The following is a 14,444-nucleotide window of genomic DNA, read 5'->3' as shown; positions in this document are numbered from 1 at the left end:
GTTGCCTCTATTGTTCAGTAACCCACCAGGTGGCCAATCACCAACCCTACCCAGGCTAATACATACACCAACGCCATAAAGGGCATAATCGCCTTCAACCACTGGGCGTATGAGACGCGACCCAGCGCCAGCATGGCGAGTGTGCCGCCAGACGTGGGAACAATCAGGTTCGTTAAGCCGTCGCCGACTTGGAACGCAGTGATCATCAGTTGACGGCTCATACCCACAAGATCCGCCACTGGAATCAGAATGGGCATTGTCACTAGTGCCTGACCAGAACCGGAAGGGATAAAGAGGTTGATAATACCCTGCACCACACTGGCCATAATCGCGGAAAATATTGACGGAATGCCGTCGATCATTGCGCTCAGCGAGTTAACGATGGTGTCGATAATCACGGCCTGCTCAAGGATGACCTGAATTGAGGCCGCCACCCCGATCACAAGCGCGCCTGCGGTTACGCTGGCAGCACCCTCCATCATCTGTTTAACAATACCGTTCGCCGATAGGCCGTTTAAGGCGCCAATGATGATCGCCAGCAGCAGGAAAGTGCCTGCAATTTCATTGATATACCAACCGCGAGTGAACACGCCAATGAGCATAGCGACCAGACCACCCACGAACACGACCATCGTCAGGATGTTGCGCTTGGTGAGAGAGTATTCGCTAAGCGGCTTGCTCAGTGCTTCCGCATTATCCGGCTCTTCAAACTCCATTTTGACGACGCGTTTGCAGATATACAGCGAGAGCAGTGACAGTGACGAAAGCACCAGCAACGTACGTAGCCAAGCGCCAGAGAAGGTCGGCAGTTCCGCGATCCCTTGAGCAACCCCCACGGTATAGGGATTGATGGGCGAGAGTGCAAAACCGATCCCAATACCACCAACGGCCATAGCGGTACCCACCAAACTGGAGCAGCCAATAGCGCTGGCGATGAGAACCGCAATGGGGACTAATGCAATGTTGTTTTCAAACCCGACGGCTACACCAAAAAAGCCGTAGATAAAGGTACCGACGACAATAATCACGTTACGTCGCTCAACGCCAACACGATTAACCGCTACGCCGATCGCGTTCTCTAACGCACCGGTCTTTTGCAAAATATGAAACAGACCACCGGCGATAAAGACGATAAATAGATACTGCGAGGCGGAGATAAGCCCTTCAGGAATCGCCACAAAAATATTGAAGAGGGGGATGTTGGCAACGTCTTCTAAATAGGCAAAAGAGCCCGGCACCACCACCGTTCGGCCATCTTGGGTAACTCGTTCAAATTCACCTGCGGGGATAATGAAGGTCAGAAAATAGGTAGCAACCAGAATAATAAAGATTAGCACCATGGGGTCGGGAACCGCCTGATACCACTTTTTACGCGAGCCAGAGGCTGCCGCGGTTTGTTGTTCAGCCATGAGGATACCCTGTCTTGTGATGTGTCTCAGCGTTGACGCTCGTTGGCGCCTCATCTTGAATTTATCATGATAAATAGCAGGGTCAAGCGAGAGCTATTTTTTTAGAAGCAGGGCGAGCTTCGACCAGCCGTTGCTAACGCAACCGGCGTATCGGCGAGTTTCTGAAAGAGTTGGATTTAACCGAAGGCCGTTCAACGGGTGTACCAAAAATACTTCGGGTAATGAAGGCGAACGGCTCTCCAGCGCCAGTGTTCGAAACCGACGATGAGCGCAGTTTCTTTTTAATTCGCTTACCTGTTCATCAAGGGTTTTCGGTCGACAAAGAAGCCGTGGCTGAAGTCACCCCCGAAGTCACCGAACAAGTAGGGACTAAGCAGGGAATAAGTAAGGAGCAAGTAGATCTGCTCCAATGCTGTGTTGAAGAAGCCCGAATTACACATTTGATGAAAGTTACTGGGCGTTCCAACAGAACTAAGTTTCGAGCGGCTGTACTGAATCCCCTGCTTGATTTAGGGTTGATTGAAATGACTCAACCTGACTCGCCGCGTAGCCCAACCCAAAAATATCGATTAACAGGCCTAGGTAAGCAAGTGCTTGCCACTAAGGATACGCATCAATAAACCCTGTCCCTAACCTTTCCAAGGTCTGGAGCGTCGCTACTTGCCTGCTACCATGCTAGCGCTCACCACTAGATATTTGCTGGACTAGTGATGCCTCAATGCTTAGTCAATTCCACTTCGCCCAAGGCCAGCGCCGTTTGGCAGGAGTATCGATCTGCTGGAGCGCACTAGAGAGTGGCAGCATAATGGCTCCCAACTGTCGATAGCAGACCGCGCTGCTGAGTACCCCAGGGCACTGTTTGAGCAGCAGCTCGCACTGTTGCGAGGCGATATAGAGCTGTTCGATGACGGCTGGGGCAAACAGCGGCTTAGACTGCTGGCAGCAGCGAGTGAGCTCCCGCGACAGCATGGAAAGCATGCTGGTATCCATCCAGCAGGGCAGCGGGTCTTCCAGGCGGCCGGCAATAGAGTGCTGCACCGCTTCAAAGGAGGTGCGCAAAAATATGACCGTTTGGCGAAGTTGCCGCTGCTCGCTAGTCATCCCACTAATCCCTCACGCCTGACTGTCTGCTTAATTAAACTCTTCTTAATGGAGTAAGGAGAGTGTTTCTCATTTGCATCTATGTTGACGATAGCGCTACTCCATCGACCTGTCAATGCTATGGCTATAAGGCGCAGTGGCTTATGAGCGCGCCTCAAACAGCTGCCAGTCGTTATTGGTCAGTGGTTTTGCCCCATTTTCAGTAACCACCACAGTGTCGCTTATGCCAACGCCCCATTGGCCGGGCACACGTAGACAGAGCGGCAGGTGAAAAACCATATTGGTTTCAAAAGTGCGGGCCTGGCCTTTGGCAATAAAGCCGGTGCCCTCCACCCAGCTAGGTGGAAACTGTGCGCCCACGGCGTAGCCAAAGACTCCGGAGAAGAAATACTGGTCGCGGTGGGGAGCGAGTAGGGAATCAGCCGCCTGGGCAGCGGCATCAAAGGTGTTGCCAGGCCGCATGGCGTCGCAGAGCGCTTCAAAAATTGAGCGGCATAGATCCCGGGTGGCCGAGAGAGCTGGGCTTGGCACGCCTGTAACCGCAGTGCGCATCATGGGTGCCGTATAGCGTTGATAAGCAGCACCAAACTCCAAGAACACTGGCTCATTAGCCTGGATGACACGCCGCTTATGGTTGACGTGAATTACGCCTATACGGTGCCCGCTGGTCACAATGGGCTGGAGGCTCATGAACTCGCTGCCATTTTCGAGCAGCGCTTTGGCGCCCACGGCAGCAATATCGTTGTCGGTCATGCCGGGACGAATACTCTGCATCGCGGTTTCTAAGCCGAGAGCGGTGATTCGTGCGCTGTGTTGCAGCATCTCAAGTTCGGCGGGGCTTTTTATAATTCGAATCGCATCGACCACTGCGCCTGCTTCGCTAAAACGCTCACGGCCGATAGTCTGCATCAGCGCATCAATCACCCCAAAGCGCAGCCCGCTGCTCCAGCCATCAATACCAATTAGCTGGCAAGGAGAAAGCAGGTCTGCCAGCGGCGTGATGATTTCATCCAGGTTTTCCCAGCGGTAGCCGATGATCTCATCAACCCGGGCGGTGACCACTGCCGCACCGGTTTCAATGGAGGCGACTTGTAGCACTAGCCGCGCTTGGGTGCAAACCAAGCAGGCATGCACCGAGACTTCAAAAGTGTGATAGCCGGTGAGGTAATTGATATCGGCGGGGTCGGTAAGCAGTAGCGCGTCTAATCCATGCTCTGCCATACCCTTGCGCACCTTCTCCAGGCGCACCTGGTATTCGGCAGCGGGAAAAGGCAGCTCACTTTGGGCGAGCGTTTCCGCAAGGGTGGTGCGGTAGTGGTGGTAATCCATAGCGACCTCCATCAATAGATAAGGTCAGTATAGGCACTTGCTTTAAGCTCGCTTTTATCTGCCTCAACGCTAGCGAGTGAGTAGAAAGAGCCCTTGCAGGAAATAGAAAACCCCAATGCCGGTCACGATCCAGCGCGTCCAGGTGCGGAAGTTGGCATCGGTGAGACGGTGTAAAATGCGGTTGCCGGTGTGGGTGCCAAAGATCGCAAACGGCGCCGCTAGCAGCACAATGCCCCATTCGCCGGTACTAAGCGCCATGGCGGCGCCGAGATAGAAGATGATTTTAATGCTGTGAGCCACTACCTGAATCATTGCCTTGGTCGCCACGACTTGGCGGCGATCCATGCGTGAGCGCACAAATAAGATATCGATTAGCGGCCCGGAAACCCCTGCGGCAATCGTCAATCCGCCGGAAGCAATGCCGCAGCACAGCGCGTGGCTGGCGCGGTTGGCATCCAGGTGAAACCAGCGCTTGGGCAGCCATACCAAAATCGGCATTAGGCCAATCAATATAGAGACGCTGGCGGCATTGGGACTGTAGTTGAACAGCAGAAGCAGGCCAGCGGCGCTTAGTACACCCAGCGTCATAAAAGCGACAATGCGCCAGACAATATAGCGCCGTGACAGCCACGCCCGCGAACCGTTAGAAGTGAGTTGAATAACCCCGTGAACGGCCATCGCCGTGCCGGCGGGAAAGATCAGCAGCAGAAACCATAGCAGTACCAATCCGCCCGCCATACCAAATACCCCGGAGAGCATTGAGGTGAAGAACACCACGCTAACCAGGGCCGCACCCATCCATAGTGACATCGTCAGCGTCCTTAACTACGACAGAATGGCCAGACCTGGTAAAACTTGCGGCATTGGAACTCCGCTTCGCAAGCGTTGAGCTGGGCTTGGTAACGGTTAGCGCGGGTCGCCACTTGTCTACCCGCACTCAATACGTGGGACTTCCCGCGGTAAGTACCCCGTTGGTAGCCCCCCGCGCCTTCATGATAGGCATAGTAGAGGTGCTCAGGATTATTTAGTGAGATACCCGCCTGCTGCTGGGAGCGGCGGTTGTACCAGCCAATAAAGTCCGTGGCGTGTTTCATATGAGTACGCCGGGCAAACAGGCTGCCCGCTTGATCCTCATACTCTTCCCAAACGGGGTCTTGGGCCTGGGCGTAGCCTTTGGCGGAGGAGGGACGTGGGCCGGGGATAAAACCTAGATAGTACTTGCGATCCGGGCGGACATGGCTACGAAACGAAGACTCCTGCTGAATAAACGACATCTGGGTGGCGATCGGAGTGCCCCACTTCTCCTCGGATTCCTGAGCGTAGTCGTACCAGCTTGGCTGTTCGCGGAAGATCTCGCAGATATTGCTTTGATCCTGGAGTGGGTTTGGCGCAAAAGTGGCGCAGCCGGAAAGCAGCGTTAAAAGGCTCAGCGTTACCCATAGGCGCAGCTTAGTGAAAGTCGCTGGGAAGCAAGACGAGAAATCAGCGCTAAAGTGCTCAGTGATACCATCAACCGGGTGACGCATAGCAAGTCCTTGTGAATTATCTTTTGTGGATTGGTTCTTATGAATAGACTCTTGTGGATAAACCTTTGGAAGCCTGTGGGTAACCATTGGGTAACTTTGTTTGATCAATAGCCCTAGCGTAACAACACCTCTAAGCAGCGGCGCAGCCGTTGAGCTTCGCGCGCTAACGTTTCACCCGAAAGCATACCCACCCCCATTACAAGACCAGATCGTGAGTCGCCCTTAGCGCATACCGGACTCAACGGACGCACAATTAAGTGCTCTTTTAATAGCGTTTGAGCAATCTGCACGTCATTGATATGCGGTTCAAATTCGACGCATAGACTGATGGCACTGCTCGGCGGCGAAACGCTGCGCACTAGCGGCAATGAGCGAAGCTGATCATGCAGCACCTGTTGGCGCCCTAGGTAGTCGCGCTGAATGCGCCGACACCAGGCATCCAAATCACCATCAAAAATAAACTGTGCCAGTACGGCCTGATCCAGCATGCGTCCTTCGCGGAATAGTTCACTGCGCAGGCGGTTCATTGGCCCCGCTAAATGACGCGGAACCACTAAATAACCTAGGCGCAGACCTGGAAACATCATCTTGGAAAACGAGCCCACCAGCAAGTGGCGCTCCGAGTGCGGGTAGAAAAGCAGATTGGAATGGTCGTCGCGGTTAAACTCGTAATCATCTTCGACAATATACGCGGGCGCTAAGGCATCGCATAAGCGCTGTTTATCCACTGCACGGGTGGGTACGCTGAGCGGGTAATGGTGCGAGCCGGTCAGATAGGCCAGCTTTACCGGGCCAGGAGTAGGCGGAAGCATGTGCCCCTGACCTGGCAGCCACGCCACCGGTTCGATTTCCAAGCCTGCGGCGGTAAAGACATTGCGCGCCCCCCAGTAACAGGGTGACTCCATGGCAACGGTATCGCCAACATCAGCCAGCGCCACGGCGCATAGCTCAATGCCGTTATGGGTTCCGTCGGTAATGATGATCTGCTCCGTGTCGCAGCTAATATTGCGCCAGCGCGCTAAAAAATCGCGGATGGCGCGCTTCAATGGGCCGTAGCCACCGGTGGAGTAGGAGAGCAGCAGGGCGTTTTGCGGCACCGTCACGCTGGCGTAGAGCTGCCGCCATTTACGCATCGGGAATTGGGCGATATCGGGAATGCCGGGCACGAAGGCGCCGCTTTGGATCATGCTAGCGCCTGGGCCATCCAATACCCTCTGTGCGCGTGATGAGAGCTGCGCATTGCCAGGCAAGGAATGGCTTGGGATCACGGGGCGGTACGTCCAGGTGCCTTGGCCGTGGGCGGTTTTAAGCAGGGCCTCCTCAAGCAGCGTATGAATCGCCAGCGCCAGGGTTTGACGTGCAACGCCAAGGGCATCCGCCAACTGGCGATGGGAGGGCAGCCGCAGCCCGGAAGGCCACTGCTGGGTAATGGCCTGACGCAGCGCTTGCTCTATACGCACCTGCTTACTCAACCGTTCCGGTTGGAGTGCATAAAGTTGTACAAGTTGGTGCACCACCTCCTTGCGATCCATTTGGACTCCCCTTAATCCCGCTTAACCCGCTAACGACAGGCACTTAGACGAAAGCCGTATGAAAGTGGCGCACCCTTTTGGTGCGTATAAAAAGTGGTCTAGTCGAACGCCAAAGTGGTGCATTCGTGTTTTCTCTCCCGCCTGCTAGCGTGTGGCTATCCTGTTTTACAAAACCGTTTAAAACATGCCCGTTCAAAGAGAAACGGTTAAAACAGGATCAGGATACTGCGCCCCTGAGCGCCTACGACAACATCCAATAACTCGCAGGACATTTCAAATGACCACACCCTCATCAGAACAGGAAGGGCTCGTCCGGGTATTGGCCCGTGGCGACGTATTAGCGCTGGCCTTCGGTGCCATGATTGGTTGGGGCTGGATTGTGCTCACCGGTACCGCCATTCAATCCGCTGGCAGTTTAGGCGCCATTATAGCGTTTATTATCGGCGGTTTAGCGATTGTCTTGGTTGGCCTTACCTATGCTGAACTTGCCGCTGCGATGCCCAAAGTGGGTGGCGAGCACGTATACAGCTACCGCGCCCTGGGCCACTTACCCTCTTTTTTGTGTACCTGGGCGATTATTCTAGGCTATCTAAGCGTAGTGGCCTTTGAAGCGGTGGCACTTCCCACGGTGATTGAACACCTGGCGCCCAACTATGCCGTCGGTCATCTGTGGACGATTGCCGGGTGGGAAGTTAAAGCCACTTGGGTAGCCGTAGGCGTGGGCGGCTCGCTGGCCATGATGGTGATTAACTACTTCGGTGTAACGACCGCTGCGCTGCTGCAGAAAGTAGTAACTGGGTTAATTCTGCTGGTGGGCGTCATGTTTGTCACCGGTTCGCTGTTTGAAGGCGAAACCATCAATATGATGCCGTTCTTCACACAGGCCGATAGCGGCGTGTTCGCAGGCATTGTAGCGGTGCTGGTCATGGTGCCGTTCCTGTTTGTGGGCTTTGACGTTATTCCCCAGGCCGCTGAAGAGATTAACCTGCCTTATAAAGCCATTGGCAAAGTGCTGATGATGTCGGTGATTCTCGCGGTGGTTTGGTATGCGCTGATTATTCTGGCCACCAGCTTGGCACTCAATAGTGAAGAGTTGGCAGCAAGCTCGCTTAGCGTGCCGGACGCCATGGGCAGCCTGTTTAACGCCGCGTGGGCCAGCAACTTAATGGTCATGGCGGGTATCGCAGGCATCATTACCAGCTGGAACGCCTTCTACATTGGCGGCTCACGGGCGATCTATGCCCTGGCTAAAGCGGGCATGCTACCTGCATCGTTTGCCAAGCTGCACCCTCGCTATAGAACGCCTACCAACGCCATCTTTATGATGGGCTTTCTCTCCTGTCTGGCGCCTTTCTTTGGTCGCCCAGCATTGGTGTGGATAGTCAACGCCGGTGGCTTAGGCATCGTGTTGGCCTACCTGTTTGTGGCCATCTCCTTTGTGGTGCTACGGGTGCGCGAGCCGGATATGCCCCGTCCATTCAAGGTGAGTAACGGCAAGCTGTGCGGCACCCTCGCTATCATCCTTTCTTTCGGTATGGCGTGCCTCTACCTGCCCGGTAGCCCGGCGGCGCTGAGCGTTGCTGAGTGGACCATCTTTGTCGGTTGGTCACTGCTTGGCCTGGCGCTATATGTCCACGCCCTGCGCACCTATGGGCGTGACTACAGCGATCGCCATATGAAAGCGGATCTGTAAGCCGTCCTACGAGATTTCCGGACTTAAGCTTTTTAGGAGCAACATATGAGCTTTATCGAACAGTGGTTGCACGATGCGGTTCCAGCCTTGGTGGGTGGCGAGTGGCGTACAGGCCAACAAACCTTTGCGGTGGATAACCCCGCTACCGGTGAATCCATTGCCCGGGTGGCCGATATGGGCGCCGACGATACCCGTGATGCCGTGGCCGCCGCTTACAACGCCGGTGCTGCCTGGCGCGCCACCCCAGTGAAGCAGCGTTCTGCGCTGCTGCGCCGTTGGTTTGAGCTGATTAATGAACACGCCGACGATCTGGCCCGCCTAATGACCTTAGAGCAGGGCAAGCCGCTGGCTGAAGCCAAAGGCGAAGTGACCTACGGCGCGTCGTTTATCGAGTTTTTCGCCGAGGAAGCCAAGCGCATGGCAGGGGAAACCCTGCCTAGTCACGGCGCGGACAAACGCTTATTGGTTCTGCGCGAGCCGGTAGGCGTGGTCGCGGCGATCACCCCGTGGAACTTCCCGCTGGCGATGATTACCCGTAAGTGCGCCCCGGCCTTGGCCGCGGGCTGCACCGTGGTGATCAAACCTGCTGAAGCCACGCCGTTAACGGCGCTTGCTGCTGCTTACCTAGCCCTGGAAGCGGGCCTGCCCGCGGGCACCATTAACGTCATTACCGCTTCTAAACCAGCTGCAGTGGGCGATGTGCTCACAACAGATTCACGGGTGCGCAAAGTCTCGTTTACCGGCTCTACTCCGGTGGGTAAGCACTTGCTTGCCCAGTGCGCCAGCACGGTGAAGAAAACCGCCATGGAACTGGGTGGCAACGCGCCCTTTATCGTGTTTGACGACGCCGATGTAGATGCCGCTGTTGATGGCGCCATCGCCTCCAAATTCCGTAACGCCGGGCAAACCTGTGTCTGCACCAACCGCTTTCTGGTGCAGGACGGCATTTACGATGCGTTCGTCGCTAAGCTCACTGAGCGTGTGAAGGCGCTAAAAGTGGGTGATGGCCTAGCAGAAGGCAGCGTTATCGGCCCGCTGATCAACCAAGCGGCCGTCGATAAAGTACAGCGTCATATTGATGACGCCGTCAGCCACGGCGCGCGCGTACTGTGCGGCGGCAAGCCCCACTCCGCGGGCGAGCGCTTCTTTACCCCCACGGTGCTGGCGGATGTCACCACCAAGATGGCGGTGGCCGACGAAGAGACCTTCGGCCCGGTAGCGCCGGTGTTTCGCTTCCAGCGTGACGAAGAGGCCATCCAGATGGCCAACGACACGCCTTTCGGCCTGGCCGCCTACTTCTATGCCACTGACTACCGCCGCATCTGGCGCACCATGGAGCAGCTGGAGTATGGCATGGTCGGCGTTAACGAAGGCCTGATCTCCACCGAGCTGGCGCCGTTTGGCGGCGTTAAAGAGTCCGGGCTGGGCCGCGAAGGCTCCCACCACGGGTTGGATGAGTTTACTGAACTGAAATATGTCTGCGTTGGCGGCCTTTAAAGAGAATCATGATGACGAACCAAGAATTGAACGACCTGAAAAACCGTTACGTGGCCAACGGTGCCGCGACGCCCACCACCCAGTTTGCCGAGCGCGCTGAAAATGCCGAACTGTGGGATGCCGACGGCAACCGCTGGATCGACTTTGCGGGCGGCATTGGCGTGCTCAATCTGGGTCATCGTCACCCGAAAATTGTTGCCGCGGTAGAAGCGCAGCTTAAGAAAGTTATGCACACCAGTGCGGCGGTGATCTCCTACGCGCCCTACGTGCAGCTATGCCAAAAGCTCTGCGAACTCACCCCGGTACGCGGCCCCGAGCGCAAAGCGATGCTGGTCAACACCGGTGCCGAAGCGCTGGAAAACGCCGTGAAGATTGCCCGTGCAGCGACTGGTCGTACCGGCATTATCACTTTCGACGGCGCCTTCCACGGCCGCACCATGATGACCCTGGCGATGACCGGCAAGGTATTGCCCTACAAGAACGACTTCGGCCCGATGCCGGGCGACGTGTTCCGCGCACCGTTCCCCAACCCGCTGCACGGCATCAGCGAAGAGGCGTCTTTGAATGCCATTCGCACGCTGTTCAAAACTGATATCGCCCCCCACCGCACGGCGGCCATCGTGATTGAGCCGGTACAGGGCGAAGGCGGCTTCTACATCGCTTCACCGGACTACCTGAAAGCGCTGCGCGCGCTGTGCGACGAGCACGGCATTCTGCTGATCGCCGACGAAGTGCAGTCCGGCTTTGCACGCACCGGCAAGCTATTTGCCCTCGAACATAGCGGTATCGAGGCGGATATTCTCACCACCGCCAAGAGCTTGGCGAACGGCATGCCGCTCTCGGCTGTGGTGGGTAGCGCCAAGGTAATGGACGCCTCCGGCCCCAACTCCCTAGGCGGCACCTACAGCGGTAACCCGCTCTCTTGTGCAGCGGCGCTGGCAGTGATTGAGGTGATTGAAGAGGAAGATATCTTGGCCCGCAGCGAGCAGATGGGCAAGATGCTGGCCGAGCGCTTCGCGGTATGGGAAGAGCGCTTCCCCGCCGTAGCCCACGGTCGCCAGCTAGGCGCCATGGCGGCGTTCGAATTGCTCGATAGCGAAGGAAAACCTGACACAGCGCTCACCGGTGCGCTCTGTGCCAAAGCCCGCGAGAAAGGCCTGATCCTGCTTTCCTGTGGCTTCTACGGCAACAGCATCCGCATTCTGGTGCCGCTGACGGTTTCTTCTGCGGTGTTGGAAGAAGGCTTGAGCATTATCGAGCAGTCGCTGGAAGCGCTTGGCTAACAGCATTTAAGCAGTACCGAGCCCGCCCTCGTCAAGCAGCAATAGCTGTTGGCAAGGGCGGGCTTTTTTATGGGCAAAGCCTAGACCTAAGATAATCAGTCGAACTAAGTACCCTGTGCTAATCTGGGGTTGGTAGGGTGGATGCTAAAAATAACAAGACAGATACCCTTTCAACGTGGAGCACTGGCAAATGTAGCAGAAGTGCGAGTTTTGGATACTCAGCCTAATAAAAATAAAAGACTTGGGGAAATATGACAGGCTGCATTTTTGGACAATCATGCCGATGCGATCATCCAATCATAGAGCGCGCTGTCTAATACTTATTATGTGTGCGTAACCTGCAAGCCATAGAAGGTAATCCTATGACTAAGCATGTTGGTTCTTGCCTGTGTGGCACAGTTAGATTTGAGGTCAATGGGGGCTTCGACAGCTTTTACCTGTGCCATTGTGAGTATTGCCAAAAAGATACAGGATCTGCTCATGCGGCAAATTTGTTCTCGCAGTCAGCTAAACTGACCTGGCTGGCGGGTGTAGATGCTGTAACTTCCTTTAATCTTCCGGGTACTCGCCACAACAAAAGCTTCTGTAGATCGTGTGGTTCAGCATTACCAAGCCCCCAACTTACAGACCTGCTCGTTGTTCCTGCAGGGTGTTTGGATACTGAAATATCTGTGTTGCCAACTGCGCACATCTTCACATCAAGCAGAGCGGTTTGGGACGAGGCGATTGTTGACGTACCAGAGTTCGAGGGCCCGCCAGAGTAGACTAAGATCACATAACCAGCGGCTGTTGGCGGACGGATATTCGCTGGCGTTCCGACACGCCGCAAAGTCAAGGCATTATATTTTTCGGAGATTGATTTGCTAACCCTAGAGCTACTTGATAAGCATATTTCTGAATGCAGAGAATGTGGGATGGTAAAAGGGCTTTGTAATCTTTCGCAAAGCAACGAGTTTCGTGCATTCAAAATATAACCAGTGCAGGCACGGCGGCGCCAATTACATTGCGCTTTCGGCTCCATTTCATGGGCGCGCATGCTGCAAGCGTTAGGAACTTTCTTGTCAACTGAGCAAGTACATTTCGGATCTTTCTCGAACGAGACGCAGGGAAGGTAAAACCGTGTACCTAAACGTTTGGTTAGAGATATTAAGGCGGTAAGCTCACAAGCAAAAGCGTTTTGCTTATGTCGTGGTTTTCCCGATGCGGCGCGAGTAGGTAATGGCGTCATTAAATAGAGTATGACCGGCACTGGGTCGCTTAATCAGCTATGTTGAGTCGGTGCTAATGCGGTCACTCCCTCTGTCGAAGAGATTAGTGAGACCTATCCAAGAGTAACCGCTACGTATCTTCCAACCCTCCATCATCAAACAGCGAAAGCTGCTGCCGATTGGCGGGTTTTGCTTTTTTAGCGCGCGGAGCGGGCGGTCTTCGCTGGCTGGCGAGCTTATCTACAATCGCCTGGCTGGCGTCTCTGGCTTCCGGCGTACGACGCAGCTCATACAGCATCTTCTTCCAGTGGCGTGCTTCGGCTTCAAAGTCGTGGGGGATTGGGTAGTGCTCGCCGGGTTGAAAGCCGAACCGCTGGCGTAGACTTTCGGGTAGTGCCCACGGCTTGGCGCGCCACTCTAATGGCAGAACCGTTAATTCTGGCACCCAGCGTGCGACAAACTCACCATCTGGGTCGTTATCTTCCGCCTGTTTGATGGGGTTATACACCCGCAGGGCGTTGGTGCCCGTGGCGCCTGCCTGCATCTGCACCTGGGGGTAGTGAATGCCAGGCTCGAAGTCGGTAAATAGTCGCGCCAAGTGCAGGGCGGGTTCGTACCAGTGCAGCCCAAGGCCAAAGGTGGCGTGGGAGATCAGCATGGCGCGCATGCGAAAGTTGATCCAACCGGTGGCGATCAGGTTGCGCATACAGGCATCGACTAACGGCACGCCGGTTTGGCCGAGTTTCCAGGCGATCAGATTGGGATGCTCGGGGTCGCGCTCCCGCAGGCCGCGCAGCGCCGGGTGCAGCGTTTGTGACTCTATGCTCGGCTCACTTTCGAGCTTTTGAATAAAGTGGCAGTGCCAGTGAAGCCGGGAGGCGAAGGCGCGCAGCGAGCGGAACCAAGCGGTGTCTTCAGCATGCTTTTTTCGTTGGCGGCGCAGCGACTGCACCACTTCGCGCATGGAGAGCGTGCCCCAAGCCAAATGGGGCGAAAGCCGCGAGCCAAATTCCCAGGCAAGCAAAGGTTTAGACAGCGAGCCGCGATATCGCCGCCCGCGCTGGCTTACAAAGCTGCGCCATACTGCGCGGCCTTCGCTGCGGCCACCTGGCTGCCGTTCGGGGCAGGGCGTGGTATCAAACCCTAGCGTCAGGTTGTGAAGGTGTTCAACGTCAATATGGTTAAAGGCTTGCCACCCCTCAGCCATTTGCGTGTTTTGCGGGGCAGTAGCGGTGGGCGCCGTCATTAACGTTTCCCACTGCTTTTCCCATGCATCGCGCTCTGCCACCCGTGATTTCAGGCCGCGTAGTACGCCGTGCTGGCGTGCTTCATGCCATGGCGCGCCTTGCTGTTGGCACCATGCCTTGACGCTTTTATCACGGGCAAAGCTCCAGGCGTTGCCGGTCTCTTCATGGGAGTGAAGAGCAAACTCGCCGTATTGGGTTTTCAGGGCGTTCAGCAAATCGATAATATCGCCCTGCCAAATACACAGCGGTAGGCCAAGTGTCTCCAGAGCGTGAGAAAGATCGACAAGTGAGTCAGCGGCAAACTGCCAGTGGCGCAGAGCACTATCCGGCGCTTGCCACTGCTCTGGCTCAATAGCGAATATGGGCAACACAGGGCCAGCCGCGGCTGCATTAGAAAGCGGCGCGTGATCATGAATACGTAAATCGCGTTTGAACCAAACGACCTGGATAGGTGCCTTAGCCATTAATAATACTGATACCTGACGGTTGAGAGCTATTCGCCGCTAAGTCTATTCGCCACTGAAATGTGACGTTACCATCAAGCTACCGTTTGCCAAATCAACCCAACAGGGCCAACCCAGCAGGGTCAACTCTGCAGGAACAAACCCGTAGGAGAGTA

Annotated in this window: 12 protein-coding genes; 5 read left to right on the top strand and 7 right to left on the bottom strand. The window is 55.6% G+C overall.

The genetic code is table 11. The annotated features are described in order from the left end of the window. Positions 1-14: 14 nt before the first annotated feature. Complete coding sequence (locus tag SR894_RS18430; RefSeq protein ID WP_133731440.1) at positions 15-1,409, bottom strand: YfcC family protein; 1,395 nt, start codon at positions 1,407-1,409, stop codon at positions 15-17. Positions 1,410-1,558: 149 nt separating this feature from the next. Between SR894_RS18430 and SR894_RS18425 the strand changes: the two genes are divergently transcribed. Then, complete coding sequence (locus SR894_RS18425) at positions 1,559-2,029, top strand: Fic family protein (RefSeq protein WP_290279468.1); 471 nt, start codon at positions 1,559-1,561, stop codon at positions 2,027-2,029. Positions 2,030-2,135: 106 nt separating this feature from the next. Here the strand turns inward: SR894_RS18425 and SR894_RS18420 are convergent, their stop codons facing one another. The 5 genes from SR894_RS18420 to SR894_RS18400 all read right to left on the bottom strand — a co-directional run bounded on the left by SR894_RS18420 (position 2,136) and on the right by SR894_RS18400 (position 6,897). Next, complete coding sequence (locus SR894_RS18420) at positions 2,136-2,510, bottom strand: hypothetical protein (RefSeq protein ID WP_133731438.1); 375 nt, start codon at positions 2,508-2,510, stop codon at positions 2,136-2,138. Between the two features lie 141 nt (positions 2,511-2,651). Then, complete coding sequence (locus SR894_RS18415) at positions 2,652-3,839, bottom strand: M24 family metallopeptidase (protein ID WP_166650363.1); 1,188 nt, start codon at positions 3,837-3,839, stop codon at positions 2,652-2,654. Positions 3,840-3,908: 69 nt separating this feature from the next. After that, positions 3,909-4,649 carry a sulfite exporter TauE/SafE family protein gene (locus tag SR894_RS18410; RefSeq protein WP_223288447.1) on the bottom strand — a complete coding sequence of 247 codons (741 nt, stop codon included), beginning with the start codon at positions 4,647-4,649 and terminating at the stop codon, positions 3,909-3,911. 11 nt (positions 4,650-4,660) lie between these two features. Next, on the bottom strand, positions 4,661-5,365 hold the full coding sequence (locus SR894_RS18405; RefSeq protein ID WP_246638170.1) for a transglycosylase SLT domain-containing protein: 705 nt from the start codon (positions 5,363-5,365) through the stop codon (positions 4,661-4,663). Positions 5,366-5,478: 113 nt separating this feature from the next. Then, the gene (locus SR894_RS18400; RefSeq protein WP_223288446.1) at positions 5,479-6,897 is read right to left on the bottom strand and encodes an aminotransferase-like domain-containing protein; all 1,419 of its coding nucleotides are present in this window, start codon (positions 6,895-6,897) and stop codon (positions 5,479-5,481) included. A gap of 277 nt (positions 6,898-7,174) precedes the next feature. Between SR894_RS18400 and SR894_RS18395 the strand changes: the two genes are divergently transcribed. From SR894_RS18395 to SR894_RS18380, 4 genes are all read left to right on the top strand, one after another. Next, complete coding sequence (locus SR894_RS18395) at positions 7,175-8,590, top strand: APC family permease (RefSeq protein ID WP_223288445.1); 1,416 nt, start codon at positions 7,175-7,177, stop codon at positions 8,588-8,590. 45 nt (positions 8,591-8,635) lie between these two features. After that, positions 8,636-10,087, top strand: a complete 1,452-nt coding sequence (locus SR894_RS18390) for an NAD-dependent succinate-semialdehyde dehydrogenase (protein ID WP_223288444.1) — start codon at positions 8,636-8,638, stop codon at positions 10,085-10,087. A gap of 11 nt (positions 10,088-10,098) precedes the next feature. Next, a complete protein-coding gene (gabT, locus tag SR894_RS18385; RefSeq protein WP_223288443.1) occupies positions 10,099-11,370 on the top strand; it encodes a 4-aminobutyrate--2-oxoglutarate transaminase in 1,272 nt (423 codons plus the stop codon). A gap of 362 nt (positions 11,371-11,732) precedes the next feature. Further along, positions 11,733-12,134 carry a GFA family protein gene (locus SR894_RS18380; protein ID WP_223288442.1) on the top strand — a complete coding sequence of 134 codons (402 nt, stop codon included), beginning with the start codon at positions 11,733-11,735 and terminating at the stop codon, positions 12,132-12,134. A 574-nt stretch (positions 12,135-12,708) separates the two neighbouring features. Here SR894_RS18380 and SR894_RS18375 read toward each other — a convergent pair. Continuing rightward, a complete protein-coding gene (locus tag SR894_RS18375; RefSeq protein WP_223288441.1) occupies positions 12,709-14,289 on the bottom strand; it encodes an FAD-binding domain-containing protein in 1,581 nt (526 codons plus the stop codon). Positions 14,290-14,444 lie beyond the last annotated feature (155 nt).

Origin of the sequence: Vreelandella neptunia (assembly GCF_034479615.1) — a bacterium.
In the GTDB taxonomy this organism is placed as follows: domain Bacteria; phylum Pseudomonadota; class Gammaproteobacteria; order Pseudomonadales; family Halomonadaceae; genus Vreelandella; species Vreelandella neptunia.
This window is presented reverse-complemented; position numbering and strand designations above follow the sequence as displayed.

Coding starts and splice junctions, on each gene's coding strand:
- SR894_RS18400 (WP_223288446.1), bottom strand. CDS start 6,897: ATGGATCGCAAGGAGGTGGTGCACCAACTTGTACAACTTTATGCACTC.
- SR894_RS18410 (WP_223288447.1), bottom strand. CDS start 4,649: ATGTCACTATGGATGGGTGCGGCCCTGGTTAGCGTGGTGTTCTTCACC.
- SR894_RS18390 (WP_223288444.1), top strand. CDS start 8,636: ATGAGCTTTATCGAACAGTGGTTGCACGATGCGGTTCCAGCCTTGGTG.
- SR894_RS18430 (WP_133731440.1), bottom strand. CDS start 1,409: ATGGCTGAACAACAAACCGCGGCAGCCTCTGGCTCGCGTAAAAAGTGG.
- SR894_RS18420 (WP_133731438.1), bottom strand. CDS start 2,510: ATGACTAGCGAGCAGCGGCAACTTCGCCAAACGGTCATATTTTTGCGC.
- SR894_RS18395 (WP_223288445.1), top strand. CDS start 7,175: ATGACCACACCCTCATCAGAACAGGAAGGGCTCGTCCGGGTATTGGCC.
- SR894_RS18405 (WP_246638170.1), bottom strand. CDS start 5,365: ATGCGTCACCCGGTTGATGGTATCACTGAGCACTTTAGCGCTGATTTC.
- SR894_RS18375 (WP_223288441.1), bottom strand. CDS start 14,289: ATGGCTAAGGCACCTATCCAGGTCGTTTGGTTCAAACGCGATTTACGT.
- gabT (WP_223288443.1), top strand. CDS start 10,099: ATGACGAACCAAGAATTGAACGACCTGAAAAACCGTTACGTGGCCAAC.
- SR894_RS18415 (WP_166650363.1), bottom strand. CDS start 3,839: ATGGATTACCACCACTACCGCACCACCCTTGCGGAAACGCTCGCCCAA.
- SR894_RS18380 (WP_223288442.1), top strand. CDS start 11,733: ATGACTAAGCATGTTGGTTCTTGCCTGTGTGGCACAGTTAGATTTGAG.